At 70.6% G+C, this 15,334-nt stretch carries 15 protein-coding genes; 8 read left to right on the top strand and 7 right to left on the bottom strand.

All coding sequences use genetic code 11. The features are described 5' to 3' along the window. Positions 1-122: 122 nt before the first annotated feature. Entirely contained in the window at positions 123-2,705 is a 2,583-nt protein-coding gene (locus ACGFYH_RS27740; protein WP_393805902.1) for an FHA domain-containing protein, read from the top strand. Between the two features lie 121 nt (positions 2,706-2,826). Here the strand turns inward: ACGFYH_RS27740 and ACGFYH_RS27745 are convergent, their stop codons facing one another. From ACGFYH_RS27745 to ACGFYH_RS27755, 3 genes are all read right to left on the bottom strand, one after another. Next, positions 2,827-3,558: a transglycosylase SLT domain-containing protein gene (locus tag ACGFYH_RS27745; protein ID WP_393805903.1), complete on the bottom strand. Its 732-nt coding sequence runs from the start codon at positions 3,556-3,558 to the stop codon at positions 2,827-2,829. A gap of 351 nt (positions 3,559-3,909) precedes the next feature. Further along, positions 3,910-5,037: an S-adenosylmethionine:tRNA ribosyltransferase-isomerase gene (locus ACGFYH_RS27750; protein WP_393805904.1), complete on the bottom strand. Its 1,128-nt coding sequence runs from the start codon at positions 5,035-5,037 to the stop codon at positions 3,910-3,912. Then, positions 5,037-5,732: an SDR family NAD(P)-dependent oxidoreductase gene (locus ACGFYH_RS27755; RefSeq protein WP_393805905.1), complete on the bottom strand. Its 696-nt coding sequence runs from the start codon at positions 5,730-5,732 to the stop codon at positions 5,037-5,039. The genes ACGFYH_RS27750 and ACGFYH_RS27755 overlap by 1 nt, the downstream gene beginning before the upstream one ends. A gap of 391 nt (positions 5,733-6,123) precedes the next feature. Between ACGFYH_RS27755 and ACGFYH_RS27760 the strand changes: the two genes are divergently transcribed. From ACGFYH_RS27760 to chpE, 3 genes are all read left to right on the top strand, one after another. After that, positions 6,124-7,269 carry a GAF domain-containing sensor histidine kinase gene (locus tag ACGFYH_RS27760; RefSeq protein ID WP_393805906.1) on the top strand — a complete coding sequence of 382 codons (1,146 nt, stop codon included), beginning with the start codon at positions 6,124-6,126 and terminating at the stop codon, positions 7,267-7,269. Continuing rightward, the gene (locus ACGFYH_RS27765) at positions 7,262-7,903 is read left to right on the top strand and encodes a response regulator (RefSeq protein ID WP_393805907.1); all 642 of its coding nucleotides are present in this window, start codon (positions 7,262-7,264) and stop codon (positions 7,901-7,903) included. Before ACGFYH_RS27760 ends, ACGFYH_RS27765 begins: the two co-directional genes overlap by 8 nt. Positions 7,904-8,070: 167 nt before the next feature. Continuing rightward, positions 8,071-8,319, top strand: coding sequence for a chaplin ChpE (gene chpE, locus ACGFYH_RS27770; protein WP_393805908.1), 249 nt, complete (start codon positions 8,071-8,073; stop codon positions 8,317-8,319). A 318-nt stretch (positions 8,320-8,637) separates the two neighbouring features. Here the strand turns inward: chpE and ACGFYH_RS27775 are convergent, their stop codons facing one another. Continuing rightward, positions 8,638-9,417, bottom strand: coding sequence for a hypothetical protein (locus tag ACGFYH_RS27775; RefSeq protein WP_393805909.1), 780 nt, complete (start codon positions 9,415-9,417; stop codon positions 8,638-8,640). Between the two features lie 152 nt (positions 9,418-9,569). Here ACGFYH_RS27775 and ACGFYH_RS27780 point away from each other — a divergent pair, with 152 nt between their 5' ends. The 3 genes from ACGFYH_RS27780 (at position 9,570) to ACGFYH_RS27790 (ending at position 11,965) form a co-directional block, all read left to right on the top strand. Further along, on the top strand, positions 9,570-10,367 hold the full coding sequence (locus ACGFYH_RS27780) for an ABC transporter ATP-binding protein (RefSeq protein ID WP_393805910.1): 798 nt from the start codon (positions 9,570-9,572) through the stop codon (positions 10,365-10,367). A 54-nt stretch (positions 10,368-10,421) separates the two neighbouring features. Then, positions 10,422-10,853 carry an NfeD family protein gene (locus ACGFYH_RS27785; protein ID WP_393805911.1) on the top strand — a complete coding sequence of 144 codons (432 nt, stop codon included), beginning with the start codon at positions 10,422-10,424 and terminating at the stop codon, positions 10,851-10,853. 164 nt (positions 10,854-11,017) lie between these two features. Further along, positions 11,018-11,965 (top strand): SPFH domain-containing protein, encoded by a 948-nt coding sequence (locus tag ACGFYH_RS27790; RefSeq protein WP_393805912.1) that lies wholly within the window; start codon positions 11,018-11,020, stop codon positions 11,963-11,965. Between the two features lie 118 nt (positions 11,966-12,083). Here the strand turns inward: ACGFYH_RS27790 and ACGFYH_RS27795 are convergent, their stop codons facing one another. The 3 genes from ACGFYH_RS27795 to ACGFYH_RS27805 form a co-directional block, all read right to left on the bottom strand. After that, complete coding sequence (locus tag ACGFYH_RS27795) at positions 12,084-12,590, bottom strand: HNH endonuclease (protein WP_393805913.1); 507 nt, start codon at positions 12,588-12,590, stop codon at positions 12,084-12,086. A gap of 197 nt (positions 12,591-12,787) precedes the next feature. Next, entirely contained in the window at positions 12,788-13,327 is a 540-nt protein-coding gene (locus tag ACGFYH_RS27800; protein ID WP_393805914.1) for a YbhB/YbcL family Raf kinase inhibitor-like protein, read from the bottom strand. A gap of 49 nt (positions 13,328-13,376) precedes the next feature. Further along, positions 13,377-14,159 carry a sporulation protein gene (locus tag ACGFYH_RS27805; RefSeq protein WP_393805915.1) on the bottom strand — a complete coding sequence of 261 codons (783 nt, stop codon included), beginning with the start codon at positions 14,157-14,159 and terminating at the stop codon, positions 13,377-13,379. A gap of 147 nt (positions 14,160-14,306) precedes the next feature. Here ACGFYH_RS27805 and ACGFYH_RS27810 point away from each other — a divergent pair, with 147 nt between their 5' ends. Then, positions 14,307-14,948 (top strand): DNA-3-methyladenine glycosylase, encoded by a 642-nt coding sequence (locus ACGFYH_RS27810; RefSeq protein WP_393805916.1) that lies wholly within the window; start codon positions 14,307-14,309, stop codon positions 14,946-14,948. Positions 14,949-15,334: the final 386 nt, after the last annotated feature.

Here is a 15,334-nt window from a genome sequence, read left to right on the forward strand (position 1 = left end):
CTCTTCTACAAGGCCCGACTTTCGGTCAGGGGCCCGAGCCTGAAATAGTTCCCCCCGATGTTCGACATCCCTAGACTCCCCGCGACGGGGGTACATCGGGGGACAACTCAGTGGGGCATGGAGTGCCGGAACTCGTACTGGAATCCAATGGACGGACCTGGACGCTCGATCCGTCCCGGTCATACGCGCTAGGACGCGATCCGCAGGGGGAACTTGTCTTCGACGACGCCAGGGTCTCCTGGCGGCATGCCACGATCAGCTTCAACGGCCGCACTTGGGTCGTCGAGGACCACGGCAGCACCAACGGCACGTTCGTGCACGGCCGGCGGGTCCAGCAGCTGGAGCTCGCCGCCGGCACGGTGCTGAACCTGGGCAACGCGACCGACGGGCCGCGCGTGAGCCTGACCGGCGCACAGGCCCCGCTCGGCACGCCGCAGGCCCAGCCGCAGCAGCAGCCGTACGCCGCGCAGGGCGCGAACGCGGGCTGGGCCCAGCAGGCACCGCCCGCGCAGCCGCCGCCGCAGCAGGCTCCGCAACAGCAGACCCCGCACCACGGGCAGCAGCAGGCCGGCTGGCAGCAGGAGCGGCCGCCGGAGCAGCCGCCGGAGCAGCATCAGGCCGCGCCGCACTTCCCCCGGCAGCAGGGACCCGGCGGCGCGGCGGGGGCGCCACCGGTCCACGGGGACCGCAGTCCGACCACGTTCCACCAGTTCTCGCTCGGCCGGGTGATGCGCATCGGCCGTGCCCTGGAGAACGACCTGGTCGTCTCGGACCTGCAGGTCTCCCGCAACCACGCGGAGTTCCACTCCACGCCCGACGGGCGCATGGAGATCCGCGACCTGGGCTCGCACAACGGCACGTACGTCAACGGCCAGCCGATCGCCAAGGGCGGCTCCCAGCTGCTCGGCCCGACCGACGTCGTGGGCGTCGGCCACTCGACGTTCCGGATCGTCGGCGACCGGCTCGAGGAGTTCGTCGACACCGGTGAGGTGTCCTTCTCCGCCCGGCACCTGACCGTCACGGTCGACGGCGGCAAGCAGATCCTCAAGGACGTCTCCTTCGGCGTACCCGAGAAGTCACTGATCGCGGTCATCGGTCCGTCGGGATCCGGCAAGTCGACGCTGCTCAAGGCGCTCACCGGCTACCGGCCCGCCGACCAGGGCGAGGTCCTCTACGACAACCGGAACCTGTACAAGCAGTTCGCCGAGCTGCGCCAGCGCATCGGTCTGGTCCCGCAGGACGACATCCTGCACAAGGAGCTGACCGTCAAGAAGGCGCTCAAGTACGCGGCGAAGCTCCGCTTCCCGGCCGACACCACGGCCGCCGAGCGCAACGCCCGCATCGACGAGGTACTGCGCGAGCTGAAGCTGGACATCCACAAGGACAAGAAGGTCACGTCCCTGTCCGGCGGCCAGCGCAAGCGCGTGTCCGTCGCCCTGGAACTGCTCACCAAGCCCTCGCTGATCTTCCTGGACGAGCCGACCTCCGGTCTCGACCCGGGCATGGACCGCGACGTCATGCAGCTGCTGCGCGGCCTCGCCGACGACGGCCGCACCGTCCTCGTCGTCACCCACTCGGTGGCCGAGCTGGCGACCTGCGACAAGCTGCTGGTGATGGCGCCGGGCGGTTCGGTGGCCTACTTCGGCCCACCGGAGGAGGCGCTGAACTTCTTCGGCTACGAAACCTGGGCCGACGTCTTCTCCGCCTTCGAGAACTACCGTGACTACGACTGGGCGGGCCGCTGGAAGGGCTCGCAGCACTACCAGATGTACGCCGCGGACCTGGACGCCGTCGCACCGCAGTCCGTACAGGTATCGCCGATGCAGGCGATGAAGCCGCCGAAGCCGCAGGGCTGGACGTCCCAGTTCGTCACGCTGGTGCGGCGCTACACGTCGGTCATCGCCTCCGACAAGGGCTTCCTGGCCCTGATGGTGATCCTGCCGGCGGTGCTGGGCGCGGTGAGCCTGCTCATCGACGCGGACAAGGGCCTGCTTCCCAACCCCGCGAACCCGGAGACCGGCCGGATCATCCCCAACGGCACCGCCACCACGGTCCTGCTGATCCTCGCGGTCGGCGCCTGCTTCGCCGGCGCCGCGAACTCGGTCCGCGAGCTGATCAAGGAGCGGGTGATCTACGAGCGGGAGCGCGCGACGGGTCTGTCCCGGTCCGCTTACCTGATGTCCAAGGTCTTCGTGCTCGGTGTGATCACCGTGCTGCAGGGCCTGCTGGTCGGCGTGATCGGCTTCGCCACCCGTGAGATCCCGGAAGAGGGCCTGGTCCTCGGCGGCGCGACGCTCGTCGAGCTGTCTCTGCCGATCATGGCGCTGGGCTTCACCTCGATGATGTTCGGCCTGATCATCTCCTCGCTGGTGAAGACCGCCGAGAAGACCATGCCGCTGCTGGTCATGTTCGCGATCATCCAGGTCGTCTTCACCGGTTGCCTCTTCGCCCTGAACGGCGCGGTCGGCGTCAACCAGTTCTCGTACCTGATGCCCTCGCGCTGGGCGGTCGCCGCGGCCGGCGCGACGCTGGACTTCAACCGGATCAGCCCGCCCGAGAAGGGGGCCGGGTCCGACCCGCTGTGGGAGCACACGGTCGGCGCCTGGGGCATGGACATGGCCGCCCTGATCGTCCTCGGCGTGATCTGCGGCTTCTTCGTCGCCCGCTTCCTGCGCCGCCACGAGCCCGAGGTCATGCGCAAGTAGCCCGGAGACCGAAGGCTCCGAGGGCCCGCAAGGCCCCGAAGGGCGGCACCCCGTCAGGAGGGTGCCGCCCTTCGGCGTACGGATCGGCGTCGGCGACGTCGCGAAGAGGTCCGCGCCGACCTCAGTACGCGCTGTCGACGTTGTCCATGGTGCCGTACTTGTCCGCCGCGTAGTTGCACGCGGCGGCGATGTTGGCGACCGGGTCGTAGATGTTCCAGGACGTGCCGGGCACGTGGTACGCCTTGAACGTCGGCGGGATGACCTGGAGCAGGCCCTTCGACGGGATGCCGTTGATGGCGTTGATGTCCCAGTCGTTGATGGCCTTCGGGTTGCCGGAGGACTCCCGCATGATGTTGCGGTGGATGCCGCTGTAGGTGCCCGGGATGTCGTGCTTGGCCATGATGGCCCGGGCCTCGCGGATCCAGCCGTCGAGGTTGTTCGGGTAGGACTTCGCCGAGGCCTTCTTGACCTCGGTGCGCTTGGCGGACCGGCTGACGGTCTCCTTCGCCTCGCGCTTGGCGGCGGCCTTCTCGGCGGCGGCCTTCTTCGTGGCGGCCTTCTTCGTGGCGGCGGCCTTCTTCGCGGCCGCCTCCTTCTTGGCGTCGATGGCGGCGACCTTCTGTCCGGCGCCGGCCAGCTGGCCGGTGATGCCGGCGTGCACGTCCTGGATCTGCTTGGTGCTGTACGCCACCTTGGCCGTGGGAGCGGCCTCGCTCGTGGTCGTCTGGCCGCTGGCCGGAACGGCGGTGAGGGCGACGGCGGCGGCGCCGAGCGTGCCGACACCGGCTATCGCGACCTTGTGGGTGCGGTTCAGGGAACGACTGCGACCACGGGGAAGGATGTTCTTGAGCATGGCGGGATAGACCTCTTCGAATAGCGCGGAGGTCGCTCTCGTCCGGTGGGGACAGTTGGTGCTTCCGGCACAAACGCCGCGGGGCGAGACCCACGGCGCTGAGCGACGAGAGCAATTGTTAGCGGCCGCAAAATCCGGAGGCAAAGGTGTGACGTACGATCCGAGGTAGTGGATCAGGGAAGGGCGAATCGGGGCAGATTGGACTGCTGCCCCGCTCAAAACGGACGAGTCGTTCTCCTACTCCCCTTCGTACGTGATGTGTGCCCTATGCGCGGGCTCACATCACCCGCCTGCCCTTCTCACTGTTGGTTGCTGGAGCAATGCAGTGTGTGAGGGGTCTGCGGCGCCCTCCTACGGCAGCAGGAGATGGGCGTCCCCGAACTCGTGCCACAGGTACCGCCCCCGCACCGCCGCGTCGTACCCGCGGTCGATCGCCGCCCGTCCCGCCACCGCCTCCAGCATCAGCAGATGCGAGGCCTCGGGCTCGTGCAGCCCCGTCAGCAGCCCCTCCACCACCCGCACCCCGCGCGCCGGGGTCACGACCAGATCGGTCCACCCGGCCCGGGCCCGTACGACCCCGTCGGTACCGGCCGCCGACTCCACCGCCCGCACGGCGGTCGTCCCCACCGCCACCACCCGCCCGTCACCGGCGCGGACGGCATTGATCAGCCGCGCCGACGCCTCCGGCACGGCGAACCGCTCCGGATACGGCGGCTCGTGCGACTCCGCCGAGGCCACCCCCGTGTGCACCGTCACCGGCGCGAACTGCACCCCCCGGCTCACCAGCTCCGCCACCAGCCGCGCGGTGAAGGGCCGCGCCGCGCTCGGCATCTCCGCACTGCCCGTCCCGTCCCCGGACGGCAACGCGAACACCGTCTGGTAGACGGACAGCGGCTGATCCCGCTCCGTATAGGAATAACGAATGGGCCGCCCGTGCTCCCGCAGCACCGCGGGCACCTCCGCCCCCGACACCCGCGCCCACCACAACCGCTCCCCGCGCGGACTCAGCGGCTCCTCCAGCACCAACCGCGCACCACCCGTCAGCAGCACCTCCGTCCCCGCCGCACCGCCCGCCCGTCCCCCACCACCCTCCTCGGCGGACAGCGCTTCGCCCCGCGCCCGCGCACGCGATTGCGCGGGACCCCTCACTTCCGCACGCGCGCGCGTGGTGCCCCTCCCGTCCGGTTGCCGCAGCTCCACCGCCCACCGGCCGTCCTCCCCGCGCGTGGAGAAATGCACCACAACGCGCGCGTACCCGACCCGGCCGTCCACGGCCGCGGCCAGCGTGGGCGACGTGTTGACCACCAGCAGATCACCGGCCCGCAGCAGCCCCGGCAGCTCCCCGAACCCGTGATGCGACACCTCGGTGCCGCGCGACACCAGCAGCCGAACACCGTCCCGGTCCAGGCCGGGCTGCCGTTGCTCGACCGGCACCCGGGCCGACAGCTCCTCCGGAACCCTCAGCGCCAACGGCGACATCACCGCGCCCCCAGCAGCGCCGGCGCCCCGTAGCGCCCGCTCGCCGGCCGCTCGTCCAGCAGCCGCAGCAGCGCCGGCACGACACTCGCCGGGTCCGGCCGCGGATCGTCGTCGTCCGGTACGGCCGCGGCGTACAGGTCCGTGGCCATGTCCCCCGGATCGACCGCCCAGACCCGCAACCCCGGCTCCTCGGCGCCCAGCACCGCCGCCAACCGGTCCAGGGCCGCCTTGGACGCCCCGTAGCCGCCCCACGCCTCGTACGCCCCGGCGGCCGCGTCCGAGCTGATCGTCACCACCGCACCCGCGGGAGCCGCCCGCAGCGACGGCAGGGCCTCCCGGACCAGGCCCAGTGCGGCCACGACGTTCACCTCCAGAGCCCGCCGCAGTCCTTCGAGGGGCAGCTCCTCCAGCCGCACCAGCGGCTCGGCGCCCAGCGCGCTCGCGTTGCTGACCAGCAGATCCACCCCGCCCAGCCGCCGGGCCTCCGTCACCAGCCCCGTCCGGTGCCTGGAGTCGACGACGTCACCGGGCACCGCCGTCACGCGCGTGCCGTACGCCTCCAGCTCCGTCGTCGTCTCCCTGAGCACCTCGGGATTCCTGGCGTCCAGCACCAGGTCCCACCCCCGCGCCGCCAGGGCATCGGCGAGTGCCCGGCCCAGCCCCTTGGACGCCCCTGTGATGATCGCAACCGGCATGGCACCGTCCCCTTCGTCGTCCCGCCGTCCGTTCGGCCGGCGTGATCCCCAACCTAGGAACCCGGCCCCACCGGCCACCTCGGGCACGGGCCCCAACCGCTCAGGGTCCTTCGGCCTAAGCCCGACGGGCGGGACACCCGGTCCTAGATCCTGTCGTCGAACTCGCGTCGTCGCCCGGAGGGCGGCCCCGCGGCGTCGGGTGCGTGCTCTCGGCGTGCCGGTCCCGGGCCTCGTACCGGATGTACTCGGGTCAGGGCCCGGTACGGCGAGAGTGCGTGCATGACGCCGCCGGGCAGACGGGACTTCGACGACAGGACCTAGGCCCACCGCCCTAGGCGACGGCGGTCACGGGGCCGATCCCGCCGCCTCCCCCCGCGGGTACCGTGAGGACATGAGCCACGGCCCCCGGTCCGGCCTCACCGCGGTGAGTTCCGCGCTGCTGGCCATGAGCAGGCACCTCGAGGTGCGCGACGTCCTCAAGACGATCGTCGCCTCGGCCCGCGAGCTGCTCGACGCGCAGTTCGCCGCCCTCGGCGTCCCCGACGACCACGGCGGCTTCGCCCAGTTCGTGGTCGACGGCGTCACCGACGAACAGTGGAAGGCCATCGGTCCCCTGCCGCGCCAGCACGGCGTCCTCGCCGCGATGCTCCGCGAAGCCACCGCCCAGCGCCTCGCCGACGTCCGCGCGGACCCCCGCTTCGGCGGCTGGCCCTCCGCCCACCCCGATCTGGTCGACTTCCTGGGGCTGCCGATCCGCGACGGCGACGAGGTCATCGGAGCCCTGTTCCTCGCGAACAAGAACTGCCCCAAGCCAACGGGCACCTGCGGCTTCACCCCGGACGACGAGGAACTGCTCGGCATCCTCGCCCAGCATGCCGCGATCGCCCTCACCAACGCGCGCCTGTACGAGCGCAGCCGCGAACTGACCATCGCCGAAGAGCGCTCCCGGCTCGCCCACGAGCTGCACGACGCGGTCAGCCAGAAGCTGTTCTCGCTGCGCCTGACCGCCCAGGCCGCCACCGCCCTGGTCGACCGCGACCCCGCGCGGGCCAAGAGCGAGCTGCACCAGGTCGCCACGCTGGCCGCGGAGGCCGCCGACGAGCTGCGCGCCGCCGTCGTCGAGCTGCGTCCCGCCGCCCTGGAGGAGGACGGCCTGGTCGCCACCCTGCGTACCCAGATCCAGGTCCTCGACCGGGCCCACGCCGCGCGCGTGACCTTCGCGAGCCACGGGGTCAGGGCTTTGCCGGTCGCCCAGGAGGAGGCGATGCTGCGTGTCGCACAGGAGGCACTGCACAACGCCCTGCGCCACTCCGGGGCGGAACACGTCGACGTGAACCTGCACCGGCGGGGGCCCGGAGCGGTGCTGCGAGTCAGTGACGACGGTGTCGGCTTCGACCCGCGCACGGTCCGCCGCGCGGGACGCCACCTCGGCCTGGTCTCGATGCGTGACCGGGCCGGCGGCACCGGCGGCAGACTGACCGTGCGGTCCGCGCCCGGCAAGGGCACCACGATCGAGATGGAGGTTCCCGGTGGCTGACGCGATCAAGGTGCTGCTCGTCGACGACCACCAAGTGGTCCGCCGGGGCCTGCGCACCTTCCTGGAGGTCCAGGACGACATCGAGGTGGTCGGCGAGGCCGCGGACGGCGCCGAGGGCGTCGACCGCGCCGAGGAACTGAAACCCGACGTGATCCTCATGGACGTCAAGATGCCGGGCATGGACGGCGTCGACGCGCTGCGCAGACTCCGTGAGCTGGACAACCACGCGCGCGTGCTGGTCGTCACGAGCTTCACCGAGCAGCGCACCGTGGTCCCGGCCCTGCGGGCGGGCGCGGCCGGCTACGTGTACAAGGACGTCGACCCCGACGCGCTGGCCGGTGCCATCCGCTCCGTCCACGCGGGCCACATCCTGCTTCAGCCCGAGATCGCGGGCGTCCTGCTGAGCCAGGAGGGGAGCAACACGGGCCCGGTCAGAGCGGGCTCCCTCACCGAGCGGGAGCGCGAGGTGCTGGGCCTCATAGCGGACGGCCGCTCCAACCGGGAGATCGCCCGCGCGCTGGTGCTGTCCGAGAAGACCGTGAAGACCCACGTCTCGAACATCTTGATGAAACTCGACCTGGCGGACCGTACCCAGGCCGCGTTGTGGGCCGTACGCCACGGCGTGACCGGCTGACCGCCCTGACGGGCCGGTACGCGGCGGCAACCCGGAGGGTTCCCTTCCGGTCGGAGATTCATACCGTCGTGGGAATGTCCCCCATATGGCGCATCCTTCGAGGGCGCCGACCGTTCTTCAGTGCGTGCCGCGGTGATTGCCGCGGCGATCGCAAGGAGGGCTTGTAAGTGAAGAACCTGAAGAAGGCCGCAGCCGTGACGATGGTGGCCGGCGGGCTGATCGCCGCCGGTGCGGGCATGGCCTCCGCCACCGACGGCGGCTCCCACGCCCATGGCGAGACCATCGGTTCCCCGGGCGTCGCCTCCGGCAACCTGGTCCAGGCACCGATCCACATCCCGGTCAACGCCGTCGGTAACAGCGTCAACGTCATCGGCGTCCTGAACCCGGCCTTCGGCAACCTGGGCGTCAACCACTGATCCCGGCCCCAACGCCGCCCCCGGCCTTCCGCTCTCAGCTGCGGGCACTCGCATACCGCCCCAGCAGTGGGCAGTCGTGCCGCTGGGGCGGCACGGGCGGGCGCTGCGGCCCCTCGCCAGCGCCGAGCAGCACGCCCCCGGCCGACGCCCGCCCTCCGTGCCGGGCACCCCGCCAGAACACGGCGCCGTCGCCGCTCCAGTCCACCACAACGGAGTTGTACGCCGCTGCCGGGCGCCCGCCTCCGTGCCGGGCACCCGCACCCACGCCGGGCACCCGCACCCGCACCCACGCCGGGCACCCGCCGGGACACGGTGCCGTCACCGCCCCCGTTCCACCACAACGGAGTTGTACGCCGCGACCTGCGCCCGCCGAGCCACCCGCTCCACCGGCCGCAGCGCTTCCCCCCGCGCGGCCATCTCGGACGCGCTCACCGCGCCCCCGTGCCCGTTCTCGGACGCCAGCGACACCAGCATCCCCACCCGCTGCGCCAGCTCCAGCACCCGCACCGCCCGCGGCGGATACCCCGGCGCCAGTACCTCCCGCCCCAACTCGGCCCGCGCCCGGTACGCCTCGACGGCGGCCTCCGCCACCGGCCCCGACCCGGCGACGTCCAGCCGCGTCAGTACCTCCGCCGCATCCCGCAGCGCCTCCGCCAGCTCACGCTCCGCCTCCCCGAGCGAGGGCACATCCGCCGGCGGCGCCTCCCGCACCGGCAGGCAGTGCCACACCACCTCGACGTGCACGTCACCCCCGGGCCCGGCCTCGTACACCGCCGGCACCAGCCCGAGCGCCGCACCGTGGCAGATCACCGCCTCCTCGGCCTCCAGCGCCCGCGCGTTGAAGTCCGGCGGCCCGCTCAGCCCCAGCGGATGCCCCGGCGCGGGCAGCGCGATCCGCAGCCCACTGGCCCCGAGCGCCCGCAGCCGCCCCAGCGCCAGCGTGAGACCGACCGGCGCCGATTCGCCGGGCAGCCCCTCCACCCGGTGCACCGCGTCCTCGCCGACGATCGCGACCGCGGCGTCATCCGGCGAGACCATTCCGGCAATAAGGGCATTTCCCCAGGCGGCAAGGCGCCCTGCGCGTGGTTCCGAGAGCATGCCCCCACCCTAAGGACCGGACCGATGGAACAGCGCGGCCGACCGGTGGCGTAGATTTCCCGGAGGGCCTGCGCCCACCGGCGCCGCGGCCCGAACCACAGGCGTACGCGACAGCCGAGACCGGCCACAATGCAAGGGGAGACAACGCGCTCATGAGCGATGTTCTGGAACTTCAGGACGTATCCGTGATCCGTGAGGGCCGGGCTCTCGTGGACCAGGTCTCCTGGTCGGTCAAGGAGGGCGAGCGCTGGGTCATCCTGGGCCCCAACGGCGCCGGCAAGACCACCCTCCTCAACGTCGCGTCCAGCTACCTCTACCCCAGCAACGGCACCGCCACCATCCTCGGCGAGACCCTCGGCAAGCCCGGCACCGACGTCTTCGAACTGCGCCCCCGCATCGGCGTGGCCGGCATCGCCATGGCAGACAAGCTGCCCAGGCGCCAGACCGTCCTGCAGACCGTGCTGACCGCCGCGTACGGCATGACCGCCGGCTGGCAGGAGCAGTACGAGGACATCGACGAGCAGCGCGCCCGCGCCTTCCTCGACCGTCTCGGCATGACCGAGTACCTGGACCGCAGGTTCGGCACCCTCTCCGAGGGCGAGCGCAAGCGCACGCTGATCGCCCGCGCCCTGATGACCGACCCCGAACTGCTGCTCCTCGACGAGCCGGCGGCCGGTCTCGACCTCGGTGGCCGCGAGGACCTCGTCCGCCGTCTCGGCCGGCTCGCCCGCGACCCGATCGCACCCTCGATGATCATGGTGACCCACCACGTCGAGGAGATCGCCCCGGGCTTCACCCATGTCCTGATGATCCGTCAGGGCCAGATCCTGGCCGCCGGCCCGCTGGAACTCGAACTCACCTCGCGCAACCTGTCCCTCTGCTTCGGACTTCCCCTCATCGTGGAGCAGGCCGGGGACCGGTGGACCGCGAAGGGACTCCCGCTGTCCTGACCCGCCCCCCGTGCGCCCTGTCCCCGGCGTGCCCAACGGACCTACCATGACCGTGTGAACGACATCGACGCATGGGTGTGGTGGCTCGTCGTCGCGGCAGCGCTCGGAATCCCGCTCGTCGTGACCGCGATGCCGGAGTTCGGGATGTTCGCCGTCGGCGCCGTCGCCGCCGCCGTCGCCTCCGGGCTGGGCGCGGATCTCGTCGTCCAGGTACTCGTCTTCGTCATCGTCTCGGTCGCCCTCATCGCCGTGGTACGGCCCATCGCCGCCCGGCACCGCTCCCAACAGCCCCACCTGGCCTCGGGCGTGGACGCCCTGAAGGGCAGACAGGCCGTCGTCCTGGAGCGGGTCGACGGCTCCGGCGGCCGGATCAAACTCGCCGGGGAGATCTGGTCGGCACGCGCCCTGGACACCGGGCGGAGCTTCGAGACGGGCGAGGAAGTGGACGTCGTCGAGATCGACGGCGCCACGGCCGTCGTCATGTGACCTCGCCGTGCACAAGTGGCCCGAACGCCCCCCGAGTCGTGCGACGGTCTGTCAGACTCGACCAGCAAGATCCTCAACAGCCGTAAGATCAGTAGTCGTCAGGGTCAGTCAGGTCAATAGGATCTGCCGGAGCGCCGAGGCGGAGAAGGGGACGGACAACCGCGATGGAACCGGTCATCATCGTCTTGATCATCCTGGTGGTGTTGGTCTTCATCGCCCTGATCAAGACCATCCAGGTCATCCCACAGGCCAGCGCCGCCATCGTCGAGCGCTTCGGCCGTTACACGCGGACACTCAACGCGGGCCTCAACATCGTGGTCCCGTTCATCGACACCATCCGCAACCGCATCGACCTGCGCGAACAGGTCGTCCCCTTCCCGCCGCAGCCGGTCATCACCCAGGACAACCTGGTCGTCAACATCGACACCGTCATCTACTACCAGGTGACCGACGCCCGCGCCGCGACCTACGAGGTCGCCAGCTACATCCAGGCGATCGAGCAGCTCACCGTCACCACGCTGCGCAACATCATCGGCGGCATGGACCTGGAACGGACCCTGACCTCCCGCGAGGAGATCAACGCGGCCCTGCGCGGCGTCCTCGACGAGGCCACCGGCAAGTGGGGCATCCGCGTCAACCGCGTCGAGCTCAAGGCCATCGAACCGCCCACCTCCATCCAGGACTCGATGGAGAAGCAGATGCGCGCCGACCGCGACAAGCGCGCCGCGATCCTCCAGGCCGAAGGTGTCCGGCAGTCCGAGATCCTGCGCGCCGAGGGCGAGAAGCAGTCCCAGATCCTGCGCGCCGAAGGTGAGGCCAAGGCCGCCGCTCTGCGCGCCGAGGGCGAGGCCCAGGCCGTCCGCACGGTCTTCGAGGCCATCCACGCCGGCGACCCGGACCAGAAGCTGCTCTCCTACCAGTACCTGCAGATGCTCCCGAAGATCGCCGAAGGCGACGCCAACAAGCTCTGGATCGTCCCCAGCGAGATCGGCGACGCCCTCAAGGGCCTGTCCGGTGCCATGGGCAACTTCGGCGGCATGGGCGGCGGTTCGGGCAACGGCGGCGCCGCCGTCCCGGCCCAGGAACGCCGCGAAAAGCCGTCAATCGACTGACGGCTCCTTCTGAAGGCTGGGGGCGACACCCGCGCCCCCGAGGAGCACGGGAAACTGCGCGACCGGCCATGAACAGCCCGCGGCCGGGCCGAAGCCCCCAGCCCCGGCGGCCGAGCCGTCACGCCGCGTCCAGCACCAACCACTCCGGCAGCGCGGCAAAGTCGTCCTGAGCCAGCGCCAGCAACATCGCATCGGCGGGCGTCGGCTCGAACGGCTCCCGCAGCAACGGCATCCCCGCCTGCTCAGGCGTCCGGTTCGCCTTGCGGTGGTTGTCCTGCGCGCACGAGGCCACCGTGTTCAGCCACGTGTCCTGCCCGCCGTGCGACCTCGGCACCACGTGGTCGACGGTCGTCGCCCGGCGCCCGCAGTACGCGCACCGGTGACGGTCCCGGACGAGCACGCCCCGCCTCGACCACGGAGCGCGTCTTCGGAACGGCACCCGTACGTATTGGCGCAGCCTGATCACCCGCGGCGCGGGTATGTCCAGCGCGGCTCCGCGCATCCGCAGCGAGGGGTGGGCCTGCTCGACGACGGCCTTGTCCTGGAGCACCAGAACGACGGCTCGGTTCAGCGTCACCGTCGACAACGGCTCGAAGCTCGCGTTCAGCACCAGCGTGTCCCGCATACCGGCCCACCTCCCGTGCGCACCGACCCACCCCCTGGCGGGCTTGGATCAACTCTGGCCGGGCACGCCGGGATGGACAACGCAATATCTGCTGCTCCTGCGGGGGAAGCCCCCGCCACCCCTGGCAACAAAAATGCCCGCCCCTGATCCATTCCAAGACCGGGGGCGGGCAAACGTTCCATGAACGCTCGGGACACTCAGCTGTCCGCGGGCACCTCGTACTCACCGATGAGCCGGGCACGGGCGATCGTGTGGAACCGCAGATTGAAGCCGACGAACGCCGGAGTGGCGTCCGCGTCCGGCCCGAGCTTCTCCTGGTCCACGGCGTACACCGTGAACACGTACCGGTGCGGGCCGTCCCCGGCCGGCGGCGCGGCACCACCGAAGTCCTTGCTGCCGTAGTCGTTGCGCGCCTGTACGGCGCCGTCCGGCAACCCCTCGAAGGTGCCGCTGCCCGCGCCGGCCGGCAGCTCGGTCACCGAGGCCGGGATGTCGAACACCACCCAGTGCCAGAACCCGCTGCCCGTCGGGGCGTCCGGGTCGTAGCACGTCACGGCGAAGCTCTTGGTCTCGGCGGGGAAGCCCTCCCACCGCAGCTGCGGAGAAGTGTTGCCGGCCGCGTGGACCTGGGCGTCCTTGAGCGTCGTTCCCTCCTGGACGTCGTCACTCGTGACCGTGAACGACGGCACGGGCGGGTGGAAGTCATGGGGGAGCGGACGCCGCTTGAGCTCGGTCACCTCGGTACCTCCTGATCGTTGGGTGCAGAGATGACCGAGCCTAGAACCACTAGAACCAGTTCCGCTTGCTGCCGACCTCCGACAGCCACTGGTTGAGGTACGCCGTCCAGTCGGTGCTCTGGTAGTCGTTCAGCCCCACCTGGAACGAACGGAAGGTGTCGCTGCCCTCACTGAACAGCCCCGGCTTCTTGTCCATCTCCAGCACGACGTCCATCGCCTGCGCGTCGGCCACGAAGCTCAGCTCGACCTGGTTCAGCCCGCGGTACTGCTGCGGGGGGAAGAACTCGATCTCCTGGTAGAAGGGCAGCTGCTGCCGCGTGCCCCGGATGTGGCCGCGCTCCATGTCCGCGTTCTTGAAGCGGAAGCCCAGCTGGATGAACGCGTCCAGAATCGCCTTCTGCGCCGGCAGCGGGTGCACGCTGATCGCGTCCAGGTCACCGGAGTCCACGGCGCGCGCGATCTCCAGCTCCGTGGTCACGCCGATGTTCATCCCGCGCAGCGACTGCCCGTCGATCACTGTGATCGGCGTCTCCCAGGGGATCTCCAGCCCGAACGGCACCGCGTGCACGGCCCCGGCCTTCAGCTGGAAGGCACCACCGAGCCGCACCTTGGTGAACTCGATGTCCTGCTTGTACTCCTGGTCGCCGCTCTCCACCTCGACCTTGGCCTGCAGCCCGACCGACAGCCCCTCGATCTCCTGGTCGACGGACCCTCCCTGAATCCGCACCTCGCCCTGGACGACACCCCCCGGAACGACGTTGACCTCGCTCAGCACGGTCTCGACCGAAGCCCCGCCGGCCCCCAGGCTCGCGAGCAGCTTCTTGAACGCCATGTCTCTCCGTCTCCAGGCTTGCGTGTGAATCCTCGATGCCTACAAACGCGATCCGGCCGTGACCGGTTCCGCGCCTCCACACCCTGGCAAGGCGGACGCCCCCTGACCACCCCGCGCCCGGCCCCGGCTGCGTTACGCTCGGACGGCATGATCGCGAGCCCCGACCGTACGCCCCTGCCCAGGAAGTTCTTCGACCGCCCCGTCCTCGAGGTGGCCCCCGACCTCCTGGGCCGCACCCTGGTGCGCAGCACCCCGGAAGGTCCGATCGCCCTCCGCCTGACGGAGGTGGAGGCCTACGACGGCCAGAACGATCCCGGCTCCCACGCCTACCGCGGTCGCACCCCCCGCAACGACGTGATGTTCGGTCATCCCGGACACGTGTACGTCTACTTCACCTACGGCATGTGGTTCTGCATGAACCTGGTCTGCGGGCCCGAGGGCAGGGCGAGCGCGGTTCTGCTCCGCGCCGGCGAGATCGTCGAGGGGGCCGAGCTGGCCCGGACCCGACGGCACACCGCCCGCAATGACAGGGAACTGGCCAAAGGACCGGCCCGCCTCGCCACCGCCCTCGGCGTGGACCGCGCTCTGAACGGCACGGACGCCTGCACTTCCGAGGACACCCCGCTGCGCATCCTGACCGGCGCACCCGTGCTCGCTGAGCAGGTACGCAATGGCCCGCGGACGGGAGTGGCCGGCGAGGGAGGCGTCCACCCGTGGCGCTACTGGGTGGCCGGCGACCCGACGGTCAGCGCGTACCGGGCGCATGTCCCGAGGCGGCGCCGTAGTTGACTCTCCTTCGGCGGGCGCGTAACGTGGCCCGAGCCACTTGACCCGGGTACGGCAATCGCCTGCAACCGGAAGCGGCCAACCCACTAGCTACGACTTCCCTTCAGCGGGAGCGGTTCCGGCATGTCCGCATGCCCGAATTCGACCCGCGGGACTCGATTATGAGTCCGCAGAGAAATCGGCTAGCGTAGTGAATGTCGAAAGGTCGACGAGCGAAAGCCCGAAGGCGACGACAATCCCGCCCGACAGGGAATCGGATCACAAAAGGATCTGATAGAGTCGGAAACGCAAGATCGAAGGGAAGCGCCCGGAGGAAAGCCCGAGAGGGTGAGTACGAAGGAAGCGTCCGTTCCTTGAGAACTCAACAGCGTGCCAAAAGTCAACGCCAG

Source organism: Streptomyces sp. NPDC048392, from assembly GCF_043200575.1.
Lineage (GTDB): Bacteria > Actinomycetota > Actinomycetes > Streptomycetales > Streptomycetaceae > Streptomyces.

Excerpts from the sequence above, each read along its gene's own strand:
- ACGFYH_RS27810 (WP_393805916.1), top strand. The coding sequence starts at position 14,307 with ATGATCGCGAGCCCCGACCGTACGCCCCTGCCCAGGAAGTTCTTCGAC.
- ACGFYH_RS27790 (WP_393805912.1), top strand. The coding sequence starts at position 11,018 with ATGGAACCGGTCATCATCGTCTTGATCATCCTGGTGGTGTTGGTCTTC.
- ACGFYH_RS27780 (WP_393805910.1), top strand. The coding sequence starts at position 9,570 with ATGAGCGATGTTCTGGAACTTCAGGACGTATCCGTGATCCGTGAGGGC.
- ACGFYH_RS27775 (WP_393805909.1), bottom strand. The coding sequence starts at position 9,417 with ATGCTCTCGGAACCACGCGCAGGGCGCCTTGCCGCCTGGGGAAATGCC.
- ACGFYH_RS27760 (WP_393805906.1), top strand. The coding sequence starts at position 6,124 with ATGAGCCACGGCCCCCGGTCCGGCCTCACCGCGGTGAGTTCCGCGCTG.
- ACGFYH_RS27795 (WP_393805913.1), bottom strand. The coding sequence starts at position 12,590 with ATGCGGGACACGCTGGTGCTGAACGCGAGCTTCGAGCCGTTGTCGACG.
- ACGFYH_RS27755 (WP_393805905.1), bottom strand. The coding sequence starts at position 5,732 with ATGCCGGTTGCGATCATCACAGGGGCGTCCAAGGGGCTGGGCCGGGCA.
- ACGFYH_RS27805 (WP_393805915.1), bottom strand. The coding sequence starts at position 14,159 with ATGGCGTTCAAGAAGCTGCTCGCGAGCCTGGGGGCCGGCGGGGCTTCG.
- ACGFYH_RS27750 (WP_393805904.1), bottom strand. The coding sequence starts at position 5,037 with ATGTCGCCGTTGGCGCTGAGGGTTCCGGAGGAGCTGTCGGCCCGGGTG.
- ACGFYH_RS27745 (WP_393805903.1), bottom strand. The coding sequence starts at position 3,558 with ATGCTCAAGAACATCCTTCCCCGTGGTCGCAGTCGTTCCCTGAACCGC.